Genomic DNA, 17,582 nt, shown 5'->3' with positions numbered 1-17,582 from the left:
TCTTCGCCAATCTCTTCATGAACCGTTATGGTTAAGGATGGGTTAGTCTATCAGGCGCGGCGCATTGCCGCGCCCGGGCATCGCAGGCCGGCGTCACCTGAATATCAGCGTACCCGAGGCATGAAGGCCGCGACCCATTCCCTGGGGAAGCGCCTCGGCCGGCCGTTCTCGCCGATGATCGCCGCCTCGACCTTGGCCTCGACCAGCACCTCGTCGCCGCGCTTGAGCTGCTGCGCCATGAAGATGCGCGCGCCTGAGATGTCCTGCGTGCGGGTGTCGACGGTCAGTATGTCGTCGATGCGGGCGGGGATGCGGAAGTCGATCTCCATGCGGCGTACCACCCACACGATCTTCTCGCCATGCTTGCCGTCGGCGAGTTCGGTATGATGCACGCCGGTGAGCCTGAGATAATCGGAGCGGCCGCGCTCGAGGAATTCGAGATAGCGCGCGTGATAGACGACGCCTGAGAAATCGGTATCGGCATAATAGACCCGCGCCATCAGCCGGTGGCCGAACTCGGTCAGCGCGCCGGAAAGCCCAGCCAGCAATGCCGCGGATTCACCATGATCGCCCATTGCGCCTCCCTTTTGGATGCCGACGCGGCAGATATTTTTGGCGCATGAACCCGATGGCACTGTTGACGGCGCGGATCAAGACCCGTGCTGGCGTCGTCGAAGCGTTCAATGGCGAGAAGGCCGAGCCGGACGCAATCCGAAGTTTGCCCCTGAAGTGCCGGTCAGCCGAGGTCGATCTGCAGGATTTCCGGACGCATGCCGAAACGGATGGGCAAATTGCTGAAGCCGAGCCCGCCCGAGACGATCAGGTTGCGGTCGTTCTCGATGACATGGCCATAGGCGTAGCGATTGCCGAACTGCGACGGCACGATAGGCGAATAGCCGAACAGCCGCACCTGCCCGCCATGGGTGTGTCCCGCTAGCGTCAGCGACACGCGCGACGGCACTTTTGGAAAAATGTCCGGTTCGTGCGCCAGCAGGATGACAGGCGCGGGGTCGCTGATTTTAGCCAGCGTGCCGTCGAGATCGTCCAATCGCCTGGGACGCTCGTGCTTCTTTTTCCGCAACAGCGCCAACTGATCGGCGAGGCCGGCGATCCATACGCCATGTCCGTCCTTTTCCAGACGCACGACGTCGTTCTCCAGAACCGGGATGCCGACCTTCTCCAATGCCTTGCGCGCGATCGTCGGACCAACTCCGGCACGCTGCGCGAAGCCATCGGCCCACCAGTCGTGATTGCCGAGGATCGACAGCACGCCGAGCGGTGCCTTGAGGCCCGACAGGGCGCCGGCCCATTCCGGCGGCGTCACCCTTTGCGACAACAGGCGAATGCCGGCGATGTAGTCGCCGAGCAGCACGATCAGGTCCGGCTGCAGAGCATTCGCCTCTTCGGCAAGCGAAGCGATCCGCTCCGGCGTCATCCACGGCCGGCAGGCGTGGATGTCGGCAAGCGCGACGACGCGAAGCTTCAATCCGGCGGGCCAATGCGGTGGCGTGAGCGCATAGCGCTTCACATGCGTCAGCAGCATCGGCTCGATGCCGACGGCGTAGGCACTGAACGAGGCGACCGACAGGAATGACCCGCCGATGAAGCGCAGGAACCCGCGTCTGGTTATCATTGAGTAACTCCGGCACCTCATTTCGGCATGCGCTGATGCCCGTCCTCCAAAAGCGATTTGGGAGGACGACGTGCAAGAGGCAGCGAGCCCGATACAATCCAAGAATACGCCTGCAAGTCGGCGAAGATGAGGAGAATTTGCGCAGGTCCGTTCACTGATGCTTGATCGGCGTGAAAGCCGCGGCGGGCTACTCTTCCTGGAACAAATTGATCTGCTGCTGCGCCAGATCCTTCGGCGCATCGAGGCCGAGATGGCGCCAGGCATTGGCGGTCAGCATGCGTCCGCGCGGCGTGCGCTGGATGAAGCCCTGCTGGATCAGATAGGGTTCGATGATGTCCTCGATGGCGTCGCGCGGCTCGGACAGGCCCGCCGCGATCGTCTCGATACCCACCGGCCCGCCGCCGAAATTGCGCGCGATCATGCTGAGATAGCGGCGGTCGAGCGCGTCGAGGCCAAGCGCGTCGACTTCGAGCCGGGTCAAGGCTTCGTCGGCGATCAGGCGGTCGACATGGCCGTCGCCGGCAACCGAGGCGAAATCGCGCACCCGCCGCAACAGCCGGCCGGCAATGCGCGGCGTGCCGCGCGCGCGCCGCGCGATCTCGAGCGCACCGTCATTGCCGAGCGGCATCTGCAGGATGCGAGCGCCGCGCCGCACGATCTGCTCCAACTCCTCGACGGTGTAGAAATTGAGCCGCACCGGAATGCCGAAGCGGTCGCGCAACGGATTGGTGAGCAGGCCGAGCCGCGTGGTGGCTGCCACAAGGGTGAAGCGCGCAAGGTCGATCTTGACCGAGCGCGCCGCCGGTCCCTCGCCGATGATCAGGTCGAGCTGGAAATCCTCCATCGCCGGATAGAGGATTTCCTCCACCGCCGGGTTGAGCCTGTGGATCTCGTCGATGAACAGCACATCGCCTTCTTCCAGATTTGTCAGCAGTGCCGCGAGATCGCCTGCCTTGGCGATGACTGGCCCGGAGGTCGAACGGAAATTGACGCCGAGCTCACGCGCCATGATCTGCGCCAGCGTCGTCTTGCCCAGCCCCGGCGGTCCGACGAACAGCACATGGTCGAGCGCCTCCTTGCGGCCCTTGGCGGCCTCGATGAAGACTTTGAGGTTTGCCCGCACCGCCGCCTGACCAACGAAATCGTCGAGCGTCTGCGGCCGCAACGTCTGCTCGGCGTCCTCGCCACGCTTTTCCGGTGCAATGAGACGGGGGGAAAGGCTCATGCCCGCAATTCCATGCTTGCAATGGACCTTGCAGCCCGCTGATCGAAAGTGACCGTGTGGGAACAACCCACATTTCGGTTGTGCTCGGCGATTAGCGCATCGGCAAAGTCAACTTGCGGTATGTTGGACCTTTCGAGCGCGATCACGATGGCATCGAAATCCTCGAAAACCAACGTTCTGATTTTCAGCAGTCTTTGGATTGCCGCCAGGACTTGTTCCCTGGACATCCTGTAACGAGAAATCAGCGACCAACTGAACTCGACCAGGACGATCAGGCTGACAAAGCCTGGGGTATCCTCACTAAGGCCTTTGCCGAAAGCCAAGGCTTTTGCCCTTTGCTCGGCATCATCGTTCAGCACCATTCGAAGCAGAACGTTCGTATCGATGCCTATCGACGTCACGCGTCGCCCTCATGCCCGCCCTTCGGCGCGTCCCCGACAACATGCCGTCCAACAGCGTCCCGAACCGCGGCATCGATTTCCTCGAGTGAAGCCGGACCGTCGGGCGGATCTCCCAGGAATCCGGCGAGGTCAGCAAAGTCGAGATTGCGCGGCGTTCCGATCAAGTAGCCATCCACTACCGTCCAGGCGATCATGTCACCCGCCTTGAGCGACAGCGCATCCCTGACGTCCTTTGGGATGGTAAGCTGGCCTTTTGATGTCAGGCTTGCGTAGGCGCCCATTTTTCTTACTTTCGAATAAATTACTTACAAAACATATTGTAGTTGGAATTTTGTTTTCAAGCGATCACCGCGCCAGTTCCCTCAGCCCGAAGCGGATGAGTTTCGACGCATCGGCGCCCTCGCCCGCCGTCTTCAGCGCCGCCGACACCGCATTGGCGGCGGTGTCACGCGAATAGCCGAGGTTGACCAGGGCCGAGACCGCGTCGGTGATCGGCGCCGGCGCCACGCCTTCGCCGAGTTCCTGCTTGAGCCCAATGGTGCCGGTGGCGGTGCCTGCATAGGCAGGTGCCTTGGCCTTCAATTCGGTGACGATGCGCTCGGCCACCTTCTTGCCGACGCCAGGGGCGCGGGAAACCATGGCGATGTCGCGCAGTGCAATGGCATTGGCGAGGTCGGCCGGCGCCAGCGTCGACAGGATGGCCAGCGCCACCTTGGCGCCGACACCCGGCACGTTGTTCATCAGCAACCGAAACCATTCGCGCTCGAGCTGCGACTGGAAACCATAGAGCCGCAGCATGTCCTCGCGCACATAGGTCTCGATGAACAGCACCACCGCTTCGCCGGGCGAAGGCAGTGCCGCCAGCGTGCGGGTCGAGCAATAGGCGACATAGCCGACGCCGTGGATATCGACGAGACAATGGTCTTCATCGACCTCGTCGAGCGTGCCCTTGAGCTTGCCGATCATCCCCAACAGCCTCTCATGATGCCAATACCGCCAGCCGATAGGCCGCACTCTGCCGGTGATGCGCGTGGCAAATCGCGATGGCCAGCGCGTCGGCGGCGTGTTCGGTGTCGAAGATCGCCTTCGGCAGCAGCACCTTCACCATCATGTGGATCTGCTTCTTGTCACCGTGGCCGACGCCGATCACCGCCTTCTTCACCGCATTGGGCGCATATTCGGCGACGACGAGGCCCGCCCGCGCCGGGACCAGCATGGCAATGCCGCGCGCCTGGCCGAGCTTCAGCGTCGCAACGGCGTCCTTGTTGACGAAGGTCTGTTCGACGGCGGCCTCATGCGGCATGGCCTGATGCAGGACTTCGGCAAGCCCATCATGCAATTGGCAGAGCCGCGTCGCCAGCGCTGCCTTGTCCTCGGAGCGCACGGTGCCCGAAGCGACAAAACGCAAGGAATTGCCGAGGCTCTCGACAATGCCCCAGCCGGTGCGCCTGAGCCCCGGATCGATACCGATGATGCGAATCGCGTCCCCCATCCGGTGACTTTACCCCCGGCGGACAGCGATGCCAGCGAAATGTGAACAAACCAGAAACGACCCTTGCCAAGGGGGCGATTGCGAAATCGCTTAATTGCGGGCGAACGCCGTGTTGAGCAGGCTGATCTGGTCCGAAACCGGATTGGGCCGGCGGGCCACGGGCTGCATGTCGACCACCGCACCGGCGCCGTAGATCTCTTCATCCATGCGGCGCACCAATGCCTGCAGGCGCAGCGATCGGTTGACGAGGTCGAGGAAATCGTTCGGCAGTTCGGCCCAGCCGGCCGCTTCGTCATGGGCGGAAGCGGTGTCGAGGCGCACCTTGGACTTTTCCGAGGCGACCTGGTCGCGGGTCATCTCGCCGGAATTCGCCGCGCGCTGCAAAAGCAGCCACGAGGCAACCTGCATCAGCCTGGTGGTCAGTCGCATCGATTCGGCCGCGTAGAGCGTGGCCGCCAGCCGCGATAGTTTCTTGGCCTCGGCCCGGCCCTTGCCGTCGAGATACTCCGCCGCCTGTTCGACCAGCCCCATGCCTTCCTGGTAAAGCGGTTTGAAGGAGTGCGAAAAAACCCGGCGCTCCGCCAGCTTCACGGTTTTCGCAATGCCCTTCGAAGGCTCGTTCATTGATAACGCCCCTGCACTCGCAACCGGCCGATTCGGCTCTCTGCCGATACACCCGGGACCCTATATAACTGAAGCTTGAAAATGCGCTTCGTCCGGGGTGAAGGCAAGCACATGTTTAACAGAAGGTTAACGGGGAACGGCCGCGCGGAATGCCGCCGGAATGCGGACAAAAAAAGAGCCGCGGATAAGGCGGCTCTCAGGAGTTTAACAGGGAGGCGTCAAACAAAGTGGCTCCAACCACTCGGTAAGAATCCAGATCACTGGATGGACATAGTAAACGCCTGTAAAGCTTAATGAACCCTTAACATCCCTGATATTTTTTAACCCGACACCGTGCTCCTGTGCCGTAACAGCACAGCCGCACAGGCCGGTTTCAACCTTCCCTCAGGCCTTTTTCCACACCACCGGCAAGGCAATGAAGGCGAACAGCAGAATGCCTGCGTAGAAGCCGATCGAGGATATCCCCAGCAACGGCTCGATCCCCGGATTTCCGGCAAGCAGTATATAAAGGCCGATCATGAGCCCGATGCCGCTGATTGCCGTCAGCCAGAAATGGACCAAGGCCAGCGTCTTTTGCCCGGCAGCCGGAAACAGGTGGTAAAAGAACGCGAAGACCGCCGACATCAGCCAGCCCGCCACCATTGTGTGGGCGTGGGTCGGCATCTGGCCGTGATCTTCGCTGATGGCCATGTGGATGCCGAGTGCCATGCCGCACACCGCATAGATGATCGCCAGCGTGAAGAAATTCCGTGCTGTCCCTTGCATATCAGTCCCCCGAATTGCCTTTTCCCAAGCTGGGAATGAGTTGATCGTCAGGCAAGCGCTGTCGCCGCCGGATTTCCGGCGTCGGCACTAGCATCGGCACTGTTTCCGGACGATGTCGCGCCCCGACGCTCCCGGCATAGCAGAAAATCGGGCGGTGCGTTCATCATATTAGTCGCTGCTTTCGTTAGCCGGCAGTCTGAAACACAGCCGGCTTTTCCACGACATCGTTCGGAAACAGCCGCGGCGCTAAACGCTGCGGCATCTGATCGGCGAGCGGGCAATGGCCGCCTCGCCGTCAACCATTGGACATCGGGAGAAAGTCATGGATTGGTATTCCATCGTCAAATTGCTGCACATCGTTTCGGCGATGCTTTGGGTCGGTGGCGGCTTCACGCTGATGGTGCTGGCGACCCTGGCGGATCGTGCCGGCAACATTCAGGGAACGCTGCAGGCGATGCGCGCCACCGGCGAGCTGGGCAACCGCTTCTTCGCGCCGATGTCGATGCTGACATTGGCCTTCGGCTTGATCATGTGCTCATTCTGGGTCGGCTTCTCCGATCTCTGGATCCTGATCGGCCTTGCCGGCTACGCCACGACCTTCTGCATCGGCATGTTCGTTTTCAAGCCGACAGCCGACCACATGAGCGCGATGATCGCCAGGGACGGCGTGACGCCCGCGGCACTTGCCTACGGCCAGCGCATCCTGCGGGCGGCGCGCTTCGATTATGCGGTCATGCTGGTCATCGTCACCGACATGGTGCTGAAGCCGACCCTGCACGACGTCGCCATTCTCGCCGGCATGGTTGTGGTTCTTGCCGCCGGCGCCACAATGGCGCTCGGCCGGACACGGCGCATGGTGCCCAACGCCGCCTGACCAGAGCGGATCACCTGAAGGGGCGCTGGTCTACATCAAGCCGGCAATCCCGTCCCACAGAAGCTTCACAGCCACGACCGCCACGGTCGCATAGGTGAAGGGATAAAAAACCTCCGGCCGCATGCGCCGCACCAGCCACGCACCGGCGATGGTCGACAACGGCGCCAGCGGCATCAGCACCGCCGACGCCGTCAGATTGGCGGTGTCGAACTGGCCGAGCGCGAAATAGGGAATGAGCTTCAGCGCGTTGGTGGCGGCAAAGAAGATCGCTGCTGTGCCCGACAGCACCTTGGGGTCGAGTCGGATCGGCAAGGCATAGACTTGGAAGGGCGGGCCGCCGACATGGGCGACGAAGCTGGTGAAGCCTGCGACCGTGCCCCATATGGCCGCGGCCACGCGATTGGGTGCGGCCGCATGGTCGGAACCATGACGAAATTGCAGGTAAAGCCAGCGCAGGACGAAGATGATGGCGACGGCGCCGACGATGAGCCGCACCGCTTCCTCGGTGACGAGTGCTGCCGTCAGCCAGCCAAGCCCGATGCCGATGATGGCGCCCGGCATCATGTCGGCCAGCATCTTTCTGTTATAGACGCCCCACCATGTCCACACCGAGACGATGTCCATCAGGCACAGGATTGGCAGCAGGATGGCGGCCGCCTGCACCGGCGGCATGGTCAGCGCCATCAGCGGCACGCCGACAAAGCCGACGGCGCCGCCAAAACCACCCTTGGACAGGCCGACCAGAATGACCGCCGGGACGGCGGCCGCGTAGAACCACGGATCGAGAAGCAGGCCTGACATGGGGAGGGGCTGGTCTGGAGGGAAAGCGGATCAACGTCTGAATAGCCTGGAATCGCCGGCTCGGCGACTGCAAATATGGGCTGGCCGCGACATATCGGGCCAACGGGCTTCGAACCCTTATCGGCGCGCCGAAACCAGCAGGAACATCGGCCGCTCGAGCTCTTCCGCAAGATCCGGCCTGGCCGCGATCTGCGCGCCCGTCGGACGGAATTCCTCGACATGCTCGATTGTGAAACCGGTGCGGATCAGCGTGTTGAGCGTTGTGCCGATGGTGCGGTGATGTTTGACCACCCCCTTGGCCAGCCAGTCGGTCTTGCGCGGCCCTTCCACCAGATACCGGTCGACAGGCCAGGTCCTTTTCCCTTCCCCATCGATCGACCAGCCCGGATTGGTTGGGGCCATGTAGATCGGATGTTCCGTCGAGAAGACAAAATGGCCGCGGGGCGACAGGGCCTGGTGCACGGTCCTGAACAGGCGCTCAATATCCTCGACATAGTGCAAGGCGAGCGAACTGTAGGCGAGATCGAAGCCGCCTTGCGGCAGGCTTAGCTGGTCGAGGTCGGCTCTCTCGTAGGTGACGCCGGCGTCCGGGCCGGCCGCTCTCGCACGGGCAAGCATCTTCTCCGACAGGTCAAGTCCAAGGACTTGCCTCGCCCCCTGCTCGTGCGCCCAGCGGCAAAACCAGCCGAAGCCGCAGCCGAGGTCGACGATCCTGAGGCCTGCCACGTCAGGTAGCATCGCACGCAGCGCCGGCCACTCGGCGGCGCCGTCCAGGCCTTCGACAGAGCGGCCAAGCTGGCTGTAGCCCGCGAAGAAATCCGGCTGATCGTAAATGTTTTGCGCCATGTTTTTCTCGCTCCTCGGACGGTCATCTGGCGGAAGACTGACATTTGGTGTACTCGCCGCGCCTTTCCACCATGGCGACGGGGTGTCAAGCCTGTGAGCCCGACGGCAACCCCAGTGGCGGCGGCCGTCGCCGAATCGGCTGTGCCTTGATGATGGCGGTGCTGGTCTCGGCCTTGTCGGCGATACGGTCGAGAATGCCGTCGAGGTCGCCGATCGAGCGCACGTACAGCCGGGCGACGAAACAGTCATCGCCCGTCACCTTGTCGCATTCGCCGAACTCGGCAATCTCCTCGATCAGTTTCTGGACGATGTGCAGCTTGCCCGGCAAAGGTTTGATCCGCACGATCGCCTGCAGCGTATAGCCGAGCGCCTGCGGATCGATCTCGACGGTGAACGCCCGGATGACGCCCCGCTCCTCGAGCCGCCGCAGCCGCTCCGAAATGCTCGGCGACGACAGCCCGACCTGGGCCGCGAGATCCTTCAGCGAGGTCCGCGCATCCCTGACCAGGATTTCCAGCAGATTTCGGTCGAAGTCATCCAGCATTTATTTTTCTCGCGGATTTCAAGGTGCCAGCCTAAGATAATTAGGCAATGCCCTCATATCTCCTTTTCCTGCAGATGGAAAGCCTCGGCATCGCATGAGATTATGCCGCCTCAACGGGTTCAGAGGCTTATCATGAACGATACTGTACGTGGCACGGTCGAAATGTCGGCCGCAATGGCGATCCTGGGAACGATCGGATGGTTCGTCATCATGTCCGGCCAGCCGATCATGGATGTGGTGTTCTGGCGCTGCGCGTTCGGCGCGCTGACGCTGCTCGTCATCTGTGCTTCGCTTGGATTGTTGCGCAACAGACTGTCGTTGCGCATCATCGGCCTCGCGGCGCTTGGGGGTGCGGCGATCGTCATCAACTGGCTGCTCCTGTTCAGCGCCTTCTCACGCGCCTCCATCTCGATCGCCACCGCGGTCTACAACACGCAGCCCTTCATGCTGGTCGGCTTCNGGGCGCTGTTGTTCGCCGAGCGGCTGACCTTGACCAAACTGACCTGGCTGGCAATCGCCTTCGCCGGCATGGTGCTGATCGTCGGGGCCGCCCCTGACTCCGGCGATGTCGGTACGAACTATTTCGCCGGCATTCTCGTGGCCCTGGCCGCCGCCTTCTTCTGGGCCGTCGCGGCCATCATCACCAAGAAGCTCAAAGGCACGCCGCCGCATCTGATCGCGCTCATCCAGGTCTGCGTCGGCGTGGTCATGCTGGCGCCCTTCGCCAATCTCTCGCATCTTCCCGCCGACCCATGGAGCTGGGCCATGCTGGCGACGCTCGGCATCGTCCACACCGGCCTGATGTACATCCTGATGTACGGCGCCATCCAGAAGCTGCCGACGCATCTGCAGGGGTCGCTGTCCTTCATCTACCCGGTCGTTGCCATCCTGGTCGATGTCATCGCCTTCGGCCATCGGCTGCATTTCAGTCAGGTCGTCGGCGCCGCCGCCATCCTGATCGCTGCCGCCGGCATGAACCTCGGCTGGACATTGTGGAAATCGAGACCGTCCGCCGCGAGCCCGCAGCCGATCAAGTAAGGCGGCATGCCGGCTACCCGGCCGGTCAAGAATTGCGATCCTGGCTGCCCGCCTGTTCAAAGCGGGCAGTTTGCTCTATGCCGCAATCCAACCATCTTCGCCCGGCATAGGCGAAACCCGGGATCGAAGAACCATGAATGACGCAACGCCCCCCAACCGCTGCCGCATCGTACTGATCGCGCCGCCCGGCGTGCCGGCCACCCGCATCGCGGCCGCGTTCGACGGCGGCGACATCGCCTCGCTGATCCTGCCCGAGAACGGCATGGACGAGGCCTCCTTCCAGGCCTTTGCCGAACAGGTCGTGCCGGCCGCGCAGGCCGCGGGCGTGGCCGTCATCATCGCTGGCGACACCCGCATCGCGGGCCGGGTCCAGGCCGACGGCATCCATGTCGAGGTCTCCAAGGCCGAACTCGCGGAGACGATCGAGCATTTCCAGGCGAAAATGATGGTCGGCGCCGGCGGTGCCAAGACCCGCGACGACGCGCTGGAGCTTGGCGAAGCCAGGCCCGATTACATTTTCTTCGGCCGCTTCGGCTACGACAACAAGCCCGAGCCGCATCCGCGCAACCTGTCATTGGGGCAATGGTGGGCGCAGATGATCCAGATCCCCTGCATCGTCGAGGCCGGTTGCGATCTTGCCTCCGTCGAGACGGTGGCCGCCACCGGCGCCGAGTTCGTCGCGCTGTCCAGCGCCGTGTTCGCCGACGGCGTCGATCCGAAGGCGGCGATCACTCGCGCCAATGCGCTGCTCGACGAAACAGCGCCGCGCTTCGAGGATTGACGTGTCCCTGGCAAGGCTTTCCCTTCAGGCCCTGCTTGCGGCGGTGATGATCCAGGCCGCCGCCGCCGAAACCATACCCTTGCCGCAGCCCAAGCCTGAAACCGGCGTGCACACCGACAAGCCGATCGAAAACCAGCTGCCCCAGCCTGCCACCACGGCGGAGCCCGCACCGCTGCCCTCGGTCGACAGCGTCAATCCCGATCGTTTCGGCGCCAAGCCGGCCGACGCCGCCTATGGCGCGTTCCAGCGCGGGCTCTACAAGACCGCCTACAATCTGGCGCTGGTCCGTGCGCAGAATGGCGACCCGGCCGCGCAGACGCTGGTGGCCGAGATCCTGTCGCGCGGGTTGGGTGTGCCGTTGAACTCGGCCGAGGCCGCGAAATGGTACGCGCTTGCCGCCGAGCAGGGCGTGCCGGAATCGCAATTTCAATATGCGCTGATGCTGCTCGACGGCCGCTACGTCAAGAAGGACGCGAAGGGGGCCTACGCCCTGATGCAGGCCGCCGCNGAAGCNGGCAACCAGCTGGCGCAATTCAATTTCGCGCAGATGCTGGTCCAGCAGGATCCCGGCGACGCCGGCCTGGCCAAGGCGGTTTCCTATTATGAACGCGCTGCGGCGACCGGTCTCGCCGATGCGCAATACGCCATGTCTCAGATCTATGCCAATGGCGTCGGCGGCAAGCCGCGCGACGACGCACAGGCACGGCGGCTGCTGGCGCAGGCCGCCCGTCAGAACTATGACACCGCGCAGATCGATCTCGCCGCCTGGATGATCGAGGGCCGCGGCGGCGCGCGCGACCTGAAATCGGCTTTCGGCTGGACGAAGCAGGCCGCCGAAGGCGGCAACGTCGCGGCCCAGAACCGCCTGGCAAAACTCTATATGCAGGGCATCGGCACCGATCCGGACCTCGTGCTCGCCGGCGCCTGGTACATCGTCGCCCGCCGCGCCGGCCTCATCGATCAGGAAATGGACGATTTCCTGCAAGGGCTGAGCGACGACCAGACCAAGCAGGCCCTGCAGAAGGCGAACCGCCTGCCCTGAGGACAGCGCGCACGCTTATTGCATGTGATCCAGGACGACTTTGCCGAAGGGCGAGCCGTGTTCGAGATGGCGGAAGGCGCTGGCTGCCTCACGCCACGGCAAGACCTTGTCGATCACCGGCGTCAGCCGGTTGACGGCAAGAGCCCGGTTCATCGCCTCGAAGGATTCGCGTGAACCGACCGGTATCCCGCGTGCCCGGACCTGGCGGCGGAAGATGTCGAGCGGGTTGACTGCCCCTTCACTACCGCCGAGATAGCCGATTACGTTGATCTGGGCACCCCGCGCCGAAGCCCTCAGCGACTGGGCGAAGCTTTGCGGCCCGCCGACTTCGATGATGTGATCGGCGCCCCGCCCACCGGTGAGCGCCAGCACGGCTGACGCCCAATCCGGGTCGCTGCGGTAGTTGATGCCGTCATGGGCGCCAAGCGCTTTTGCGCGCGTGAGCTTATCGTCGCTGCTTGACGTGACGATGACGCGTGCGCCGGCGGCGGCGGCAAACTGCACCGCAAACAGCGAGACACCGCCTGTGCCCAGGCTCAGCACCGTCTCGCCGGGTTTCAACCGGCCTTCGGTGAACAGCGCATGCCATGCTGTCACGGCGGCGCAAGGCAGCGTCGCGGCCTCGACGTCGCTCAGGTGCTCTGGCGCAAGGACGGCCGCCTGTTCATCCAGCCTGGCGAACTCGCTGAGCAACCCGTCGATGGGACCGCCCCGTTGATAGGAGGGTTCGGCCATGGCGAAACTGCCGCCGATCCAACGCTGCCAAAATGTAGCGCAGACGCGGTCGCCGACCTTGAAGCGGGTCACTTCGGCGCCAACGGCAACCACTTCGCCGACGCCGTCCGAAAGCGGAACCAATGGCAGCGCAAAGGCAGTGTGGTAACTGCCACGGGCGATTTCCACATCGCGGTAATTCAGTGCCGTGGCCTTGACCTTGATGATCATCTCCTGGCGGCCCGGTTCCGGCATCGGCCGCTCGACCAGCCTGAGATTGTCGATGCCGCCCGGGTGCTGCAATTCGATCGCCTTCATTGTCTTCTTTCCGTTTGGAGGTCCCTGGAAAGGAAAATCGCTTGCCTTGCTTATGATTTCAAATTCATAATAATCAGTATGATTATGCATTTGGAGCACCGCTAGAATGCTGGAGGAACTGCGCACGCTCGTTCTGTTCGCCGAGGAAGGCTCTATTCAGAATGTGGCCCGGCGCCTGCCTTTGACGCAGCCTGCCGTCACCCGTCAGGTGCAGCGACTGGAGGATGTGCTCGGGACAACGCTTCTTGATCGCCGGCAGAAGCCGCCGCGCCTGACCACGGCGGGACTGGAGGTGTTGGAGCGCGCGAAAGACATACTGGCGTCCATCGAGGCTCTGAAAGCCTTCGCCGCCGACACCGAACCGCAAGGCGTGCTGCGTGTCGGCTTGGCACATGGCTTGTCCGACGGGAGCGTTGCGGGCGGTATAGCTCGCGCGGCTGCGACGTTTCCAAAAATATCCTTGCGGCTCAAGACCGGCTGGAGCGCGGATTTGATCGAGCAGTTCGAGCGCGGCCTGCTCGACATGGCGATTGTTCTACGACCCGCCGGTCATCAAGGCCCGGACGTGCTCGGCACCGAACTTCTCGCCGTCATAGCGCAGGCCGGCGCTACCAAATCCCGTCTTACGGACGCCGCCTGGGCTTCCATGCCTTGGGTGCTCAGTCCCGAGCCTTGCGACGCACGTCAGAGACTCCTCGCCATTTTGGGCGGCGAACGGCATCGGCTCGTTGTGGCGGCGGAAATTCAGGACCCGGCGATGCAGATGGAATGGGTACGCCGGGGACACGGCCTCGGCCTCATGCCGTCGCGGCTCGCCGCGCGCGGACTTCCTGACGACCTCGCGCTTGTCGATACTGGAGATTTGGACCTTTCATTGCAGGTCGTGGCACTGCGCTCTCCTCACCTCAACCGCCTGGCGAAGGCCGCGCAGGCCATTGCAACGACCGTCGGCGACGTCCTCGATATCGAAACCTGATGCCGGCTTGCCGGCTGGAGCCGACCCGTCCTCCCTTGCCTCTCCGGGCGATTTGTGGTCTTGGAGCCCTAAATCGCTTGTCACGGCGAACATCCCAACCAACGGTCTGGCCGTTGGCAGCATCCCGGATCCCATCATCATGGCCAAGATCAATGGCAACGAAATCCGTCCCGGCTATGTCATCGAACACGATGGCGGCCTCTGGGTGGCGGTCAGGACCAACACCGTCAAGCCCGGCAAGGGCGGCGCCTATAACCAGGTCGAACTGAAGAACCTCATCAACGGCACCAAGCTCAACGAACGCTTCCGTTCGGCCGAGACGGTCGAGCAGATCCGGCTCGACCTGAAGGATTTTTCCTTCCTCTACGAGCAGGAAGACGCGCTGGTGTTCATGGATACTCAAAGCTACGAGCAGCTCGAACTGAACAAGGATTTCGTCGGCGACCGCGCCGCGTTCCTGCAGGACGGCATGATGGTGACGGTTCAGCTCTACGAGGAGCGGCCGATCGGCATTTCACTGCCCGACTATGTGACGTTGACCATCACCGAGGCGGATCCCGTGGTGAAGGGCCAGACGGCGGCGTCCTCCTACAAGCCGGCTGTGCTGGAAAACGGCATTCGGGTCCTGGTCCCGCCCTTCATCGGCGCCGGCGAACGCATCATCGTCGACACCAACGAAATCACTTACGTGCGCCGCGCCGACTGATGCATGTCGCCCAAAGGTGGCCCTGGTTTGGGTCACCGGCATGCATCGAGACAGAGTTTAAAGCGCCGCACCAGGAAGAAGCACTATGGCACGCTCCGCCCTCCTCAACGTCATGGTCCAGGCCGCAATGAAGGCCGGCCGCTCGCTGTCGCGCGACTTCGGCGAGGTCCAGAACCTGCAGGTCTCGATGAAGGGCCCCGGCGACTATGTCAGCCAGGCCGACCGCAAGGCCGAGGACATCGTGTTTGCCGAATTGTCGAAAGCGCGCCCGGGCTACGGTTTCCTGATGGAAGAGCGCGGCACGGTCATTGGCGATGACAGCCAGCACCGCTGGATCGTCGATCCGCTCGACGGCACCACCAATTTCCTGCACGGCATTCCGCTTTTCGCCGTCTCCATAGCGCTTGAGCGCCAGGGCCAGATCGTTGCCGGCGTCATCTACAATCCGGCCATGGATGAGCTCTATACCACCGAGCGCGGCGGCGGCGCCTTCATGAATGATCGCCGCCTGCGCGTCGCCGGCCGCACCAAGCTTGTCGACACGGTGATCGGCTGCGGCGTGCCGCATCTCGGCCGCGGCCATCACGGCAATTTCCTGGTCGAACTGCGCAACGTCATGGCCGAGGTCTCCGGCGTACGCCGCATGGGCTCCGCCTCGCTCGATCTTGCCTATGTCGCCGCCGGACGCATGGACGGGTTCTGGGAAGTCGGCCTGTCGGCCTGGGACATCGCCGCCGGCCTGCTCTTGATCCGCGAGGCGGGCGGCTTCGCCTCCGACATGGATGGCGGGCAGGACATGCTGGACACCGGCACGGTCGTCGCCGGCAACGAGACCATCCAGCGCGCATTGCTGAAAACGGTGAAAAAGCCGCTCCCGCCGCGCTGAACCGCCGCAGTCGTAAAACCGCAAACAAAGCTTGAAATACTGTCCGTCGGTCGCCCAGATTAAGGGTGATGCAGGACGATAGATGACCGACACCCCGCCACAGATCGACATCCCGTTCATCGGACGCTGGCACTATTCGCGCGCCGAGATGATCGCCGACGGGATCGTCCATGCTGTTGGGATCGTGCTGGCGATAGCGGCCGGTTCGGCACTGCTGGCGCTCGCCGCCTCCCGGGTCGGGCCCGGCGAATACATCGCAGCCGCCTTCTATGTCGTCTCGCTGCTCACAGTGCTTTCTGTGTCGCTGACTTACAATCTGTGGCCGGTGACCTCGCCCGCGAAATGGATTTTGCGGCGTTTCGATCATGCCGCGATCTATCTGTTGATCGCCGCCACCTACACGCCCTTTCTCGCCCAGTTGGGAAACTCGCCGCTGGCGCGCTGGATGATCGTTCTGGTCTGGGTCGCGGCCGCAACGGGCATTGCCATCAAGGTGTTTTTCCCCGGCCGCTTCGACAGGCTGGCGATCGTCTTCTACCTTGCCATCGGCTGGAGCGGCATCGTCCTTGTCAAACCGCTTGTCGAGACGCTGCCGACCACGTCGATCGTGCTCATCGTCGCCGGTGGCGTCGTCTATTCCTGCGGCGTGATTTTCTTCGCCTGGAAGGCGCTGCGCTTCCACAACGCCCTGTGGCACGGCTTCGTCGTCACCGGCGCCGGCCTGCATCTGGCGGCCATGGTCGATTGCCTGGTCATCAACCGCCTTTGAAGCGCCGGCTCCAAAAGCCACCTGTGGCAATATTGCCAAGCACCATTCAATTTGGTCACAATTCCGTTTAGAGTCGCCAACTACGTGATCGGCGGCAGCGGCATCGGAAACGGGGCACGGATGGCTTTTCTCAGATCCTTCGGCATGGGCAGGCGCTCCGACGTGCTCATCTACGATCCGCACAAATTGTCGAGCCCTCAGGTCTTTCTGCTGACCATGGTCATCTTCCTGGCCATCGTCGCCTTCATCGCCGCCATCCTGACTCGCCAGGTCACGACGGCATTCGTCACCAATCCCGGCCTCAACGGCCTGATCGTCGGCGTGCTCGTCGTCGGTATCCTGCTGGCCTTCACGCAGGTCGGGCGGCTGTTTCGCGAGGTGCGCTGGGTCAACTCCTTCCGCGCCGGCTCCGAAACCACCGAACCGGTGCTGCTGGCGCCGATGAAGGCGATGATCGGTCGCTCGTCGTCCGTGGCCTTTTCGACCTCCTCGATGCGCACAATGCTCGATTCCATCGCCACGCGCCTCGACGAAAGCCGCGACACCTCGCGCTACCTGGTTGGCCTGCTGGTGTTCCTCGGCCTGCTTGGCACTTTCTGGGGCCTGTTGAATACGATCGGCTCGATCCGCGAGACGATCGAATCGCTCGATCCCGGCACGGGTGATGCCGCGGCGGTGCTCGATTCGCTGAAGCAGGGCCTGTCGGCGCCGCTGGCCGGCATGGGCACCGCCTTCTCGTCCTCGCTGTTCGGCCTCTCCGGCTCACTCGTGCTCGGCTTCCTCGACCTGCAGGCCGGCCGCGCCCAGACGCGCTTCTACACCGAGCTCGAGAACTGGCTGTCCTCGGTCACCGATCTGTCGTCCGACATCGTCGTTTCCGACCCGGCCAAGGCCGAATCTTCCGACGAGATCCGCGTCCTGTCGGAACGGCTGCGCAGCATGCAGGAGAACGGCGGCGGCTCCAATCCGCGCGTCGCCACCGCCATGGCCAATCTCGCCGACGGCATTTCCGGCCTGGTCAAGAACATGCGTTCCGAGCAGCAGATCATGCGCGATTGGGTCGAGGCCCAGTCCGACGAGCAGAAGGCGATGCGCAACACGCTGGAAAAGATCGCCGACGCGCTGAAGAAGCCCGGGGTGCACTAAC

At 63.2% G+C, this 17,582-nt stretch carries 22 protein-coding genes; 9 read left to right on the top strand and 13 right to left on the bottom strand.

From position 1 onward, the window contains the following. Positions 1–104 precede the first annotated feature (104 nt). The 9 genes from ybgC to M653_RS0102055 form a co-directional block, all read right to left on the bottom strand. A complete protein-coding gene (ybgC, locus tag M653_RS0102095; protein WP_027141796.1) occupies positions 105–575 on the bottom strand; it encodes a tol-pal system-associated acyl-CoA thioesterase in 471 nt (156 codons plus the stop codon). 161 nt (positions 576–736) lie between these two features. Continuing rightward, positions 737–1,633, bottom strand: a complete 897-nt coding sequence (locus M653_RS0102090) for a metallophosphoesterase (RefSeq protein ID WP_027141795.1) — start codon at positions 1,631–1,633, stop codon at positions 737–739. A 187-nt stretch (positions 1,634–1,820) separates the two neighbouring features. Further along, entirely contained in the window at positions 1,821–2,858 is a 1,038-nt protein-coding gene (gene ruvB, locus M653_RS0102085; RefSeq protein WP_027141794.1) for a Holliday junction branch migration DNA helicase RuvB, read from the bottom strand. Continuing rightward, the gene (locus M653_RS0102080; RefSeq protein WP_027141793.1) at positions 2,855–3,259 is read right to left on the bottom strand and encodes a type II toxin-antitoxin system VapC family toxin; all 405 of its coding nucleotides are present in this window, start codon (positions 3,257–3,259) and stop codon (positions 2,855–2,857) included. Before M653_RS0102080 ends, ruvB begins: the two co-directional genes overlap by 4 nt. Then, on the bottom strand, positions 3,256–3,540 hold the full coding sequence (locus M653_RS0102075) for an AbrB/MazE/SpoVT family DNA-binding domain-containing protein (protein ID WP_027141792.1): 285 nt from the start codon (positions 3,538–3,540) through the stop codon (positions 3,256–3,258). Before M653_RS0102075 ends, M653_RS0102080 begins: the two co-directional genes overlap by 4 nt. 64 nt (positions 3,541–3,604) lie before the next feature. Further along, positions 3,605–4,225, bottom strand: coding sequence for a Holliday junction branch migration protein RuvA (gene ruvA / locus M653_RS0102070; RefSeq protein WP_027141791.1), 621 nt, complete (start codon positions 4,223–4,225; stop codon positions 3,605–3,607). A 13-nt stretch (positions 4,226–4,238) separates the two neighbouring features. Then, on the bottom strand, positions 4,239–4,751 hold the full coding sequence (gene ruvC, locus M653_RS0102065; protein ID WP_027141790.1) for a crossover junction endodeoxyribonuclease RuvC: 513 nt from the start codon (positions 4,749–4,751) through the stop codon (positions 4,239–4,241). 90 nt (positions 4,752–4,841) lie between these two features. Beyond that, on the bottom strand, positions 4,842–5,375 hold the full coding sequence (locus tag M653_RS0102060; RefSeq protein WP_027141789.1) for a DUF1465 family protein: 534 nt from the start codon (positions 5,373–5,375) through the stop codon (positions 4,842–4,844). Between the two features lie 384 nt (positions 5,376–5,759). After that, positions 5,760–6,140: a hypothetical protein gene (locus tag M653_RS0102055; RefSeq protein WP_027141788.1), complete on the bottom strand. Its 381-nt coding sequence runs from the start codon at positions 6,138–6,140 to the stop codon at positions 5,760–5,762. Positions 6,141–6,462: 322 nt separating this feature from the next. Between M653_RS0102055 and M653_RS0102050 the strand changes: the two genes are divergently transcribed. Next, entirely contained in the window at positions 6,463–7,014 is a 552-nt protein-coding gene (locus M653_RS0102050) for a DUF2269 family protein (RefSeq protein ID WP_027141787.1), read from the top strand. Positions 7,015–7,044: 30 nt separating this feature from the next. On the opposite strand, the gene M653_RS0102045 is transcribed toward M653_RS0102050, so the two are convergent. The 3 genes from M653_RS0102045 to M653_RS0102035 form a co-directional block, all read right to left on the bottom strand. Then, complete coding sequence (locus M653_RS0102045) at positions 7,045–7,815, bottom strand: sulfite exporter TauE/SafE family protein (RefSeq protein ID WP_027141786.1); 771 nt, start codon at positions 7,813–7,815, stop codon at positions 7,045–7,047. A 117-nt stretch (positions 7,816–7,932) separates the two neighbouring features. Next, positions 7,933–8,661 (bottom strand): class I SAM-dependent methyltransferase, encoded by a 729-nt coding sequence (locus tag M653_RS0102040; protein WP_027141785.1) that lies wholly within the window; start codon positions 8,659–8,661, stop codon positions 7,933–7,935. An 85-nt stretch (positions 8,662–8,746) separates the two neighbouring features. Next, positions 8,747–9,205, bottom strand: a complete 459-nt coding sequence (locus tag M653_RS0102035; protein WP_027141784.1) for an Lrp/AsnC family transcriptional regulator — start codon at positions 9,203–9,205, stop codon at positions 8,747–8,749. Between the two features lie 132 nt (positions 9,206–9,337). Here M653_RS0102035 and M653_RS0102030 point away from each other — a divergent pair, with 132 nt between their 5' ends. The 3 genes from M653_RS0102030 (at position 9,338) to M653_RS0102020 (ending at position 12,066) form a co-directional block, all read left to right on the top strand. Further along, positions 9,338–10,243 (top strand): DMT family transporter, encoded by a 906-nt coding sequence (locus M653_RS0102030; protein WP_027141783.1) that lies wholly within the window; start codon positions 9,338–9,340, stop codon positions 10,241–10,243. 133 nt (positions 10,244–10,376) lie between these two features. After that, complete coding sequence (locus M653_RS0102025) at positions 10,377–11,024, top strand: thiamine phosphate synthase (RefSeq protein WP_027141782.1); 648 nt, start codon at positions 10,377–10,379, stop codon at positions 11,022–11,024. Position 11,025: 1 nt separating this feature from the next. Beyond that, on the top strand, positions 11,026–12,066 hold the full coding sequence (locus M653_RS0102020) for a tetratricopeptide repeat protein (RefSeq protein ID WP_027141781.1): 1,041 nt from the start codon (positions 11,026–11,028) through the stop codon (positions 12,064–12,066). Between the two features lie 15 nt (positions 12,067–12,081). On the opposite strand, the gene M653_RS0102015 is transcribed toward M653_RS0102020, so the two are convergent. Then, complete coding sequence (locus tag M653_RS0102015) at positions 12,082–13,098, bottom strand: NAD(P)-dependent alcohol dehydrogenase (protein ID WP_027141780.1); 1,017 nt, start codon at positions 13,096–13,098, stop codon at positions 12,082–12,084. A 106-nt stretch (positions 13,099–13,204) separates the two neighbouring features. On the opposite strand from M653_RS0102015, the gene M653_RS1000000134895 reads away from it, so the two are divergent. From M653_RS1000000134895 to M653_RS0101990, 5 genes are all read left to right on the top strand, one after another. Then, complete coding sequence (locus tag M653_RS1000000134895) at positions 13,205–14,074, top strand: LysR family transcriptional regulator (RefSeq protein WP_051442592.1); 870 nt, start codon at positions 13,205–13,207, stop codon at positions 14,072–14,074. A gap of 139 nt (positions 14,075–14,213) precedes the next feature. After that, positions 14,214–14,780 carry an elongation factor P gene (efp, locus tag M653_RS0102005; protein WP_027141779.1) on the top strand — a complete coding sequence of 189 codons (567 nt, stop codon included), beginning with the start codon at positions 14,214–14,216 and terminating at the stop codon, positions 14,778–14,780. An 85-nt stretch (positions 14,781–14,865) separates the two neighbouring features. Beyond that, positions 14,866–15,666, top strand: a complete 801-nt coding sequence (locus M653_RS0102000; protein ID WP_027141778.1) for an inositol monophosphatase family protein — start codon at positions 14,866–14,868, stop codon at positions 15,664–15,666. Positions 15,667–15,748: 82 nt separating this feature from the next. After that, positions 15,749–16,435 (top strand): hemolysin III family protein, encoded by a 687-nt coding sequence (locus M653_RS0101995; RefSeq protein ID WP_027141777.1) that lies wholly within the window; start codon positions 15,749–15,751, stop codon positions 16,433–16,435. A 120-nt stretch (positions 16,436–16,555) separates the two neighbouring features. Further along, a complete protein-coding gene (locus M653_RS0101990; protein WP_027141776.1) occupies positions 16,556–17,581 on the top strand; it encodes a MotA/TolQ/ExbB proton channel family protein in 1,026 nt (341 codons plus the stop codon). Position 17,582 lies beyond the last annotated feature (1 nt).

Source organism: Mesorhizobium sp. WSM3626, from assembly GCF_000513935.1.
GTDB classification, from domain to species: domain Bacteria; phylum Pseudomonadota; class Alphaproteobacteria; order Rhizobiales; family Rhizobiaceae; genus Mesorhizobium; species Mesorhizobium salmacidum.
This window is presented reverse-complemented; position numbering and strand designations above follow the sequence as displayed.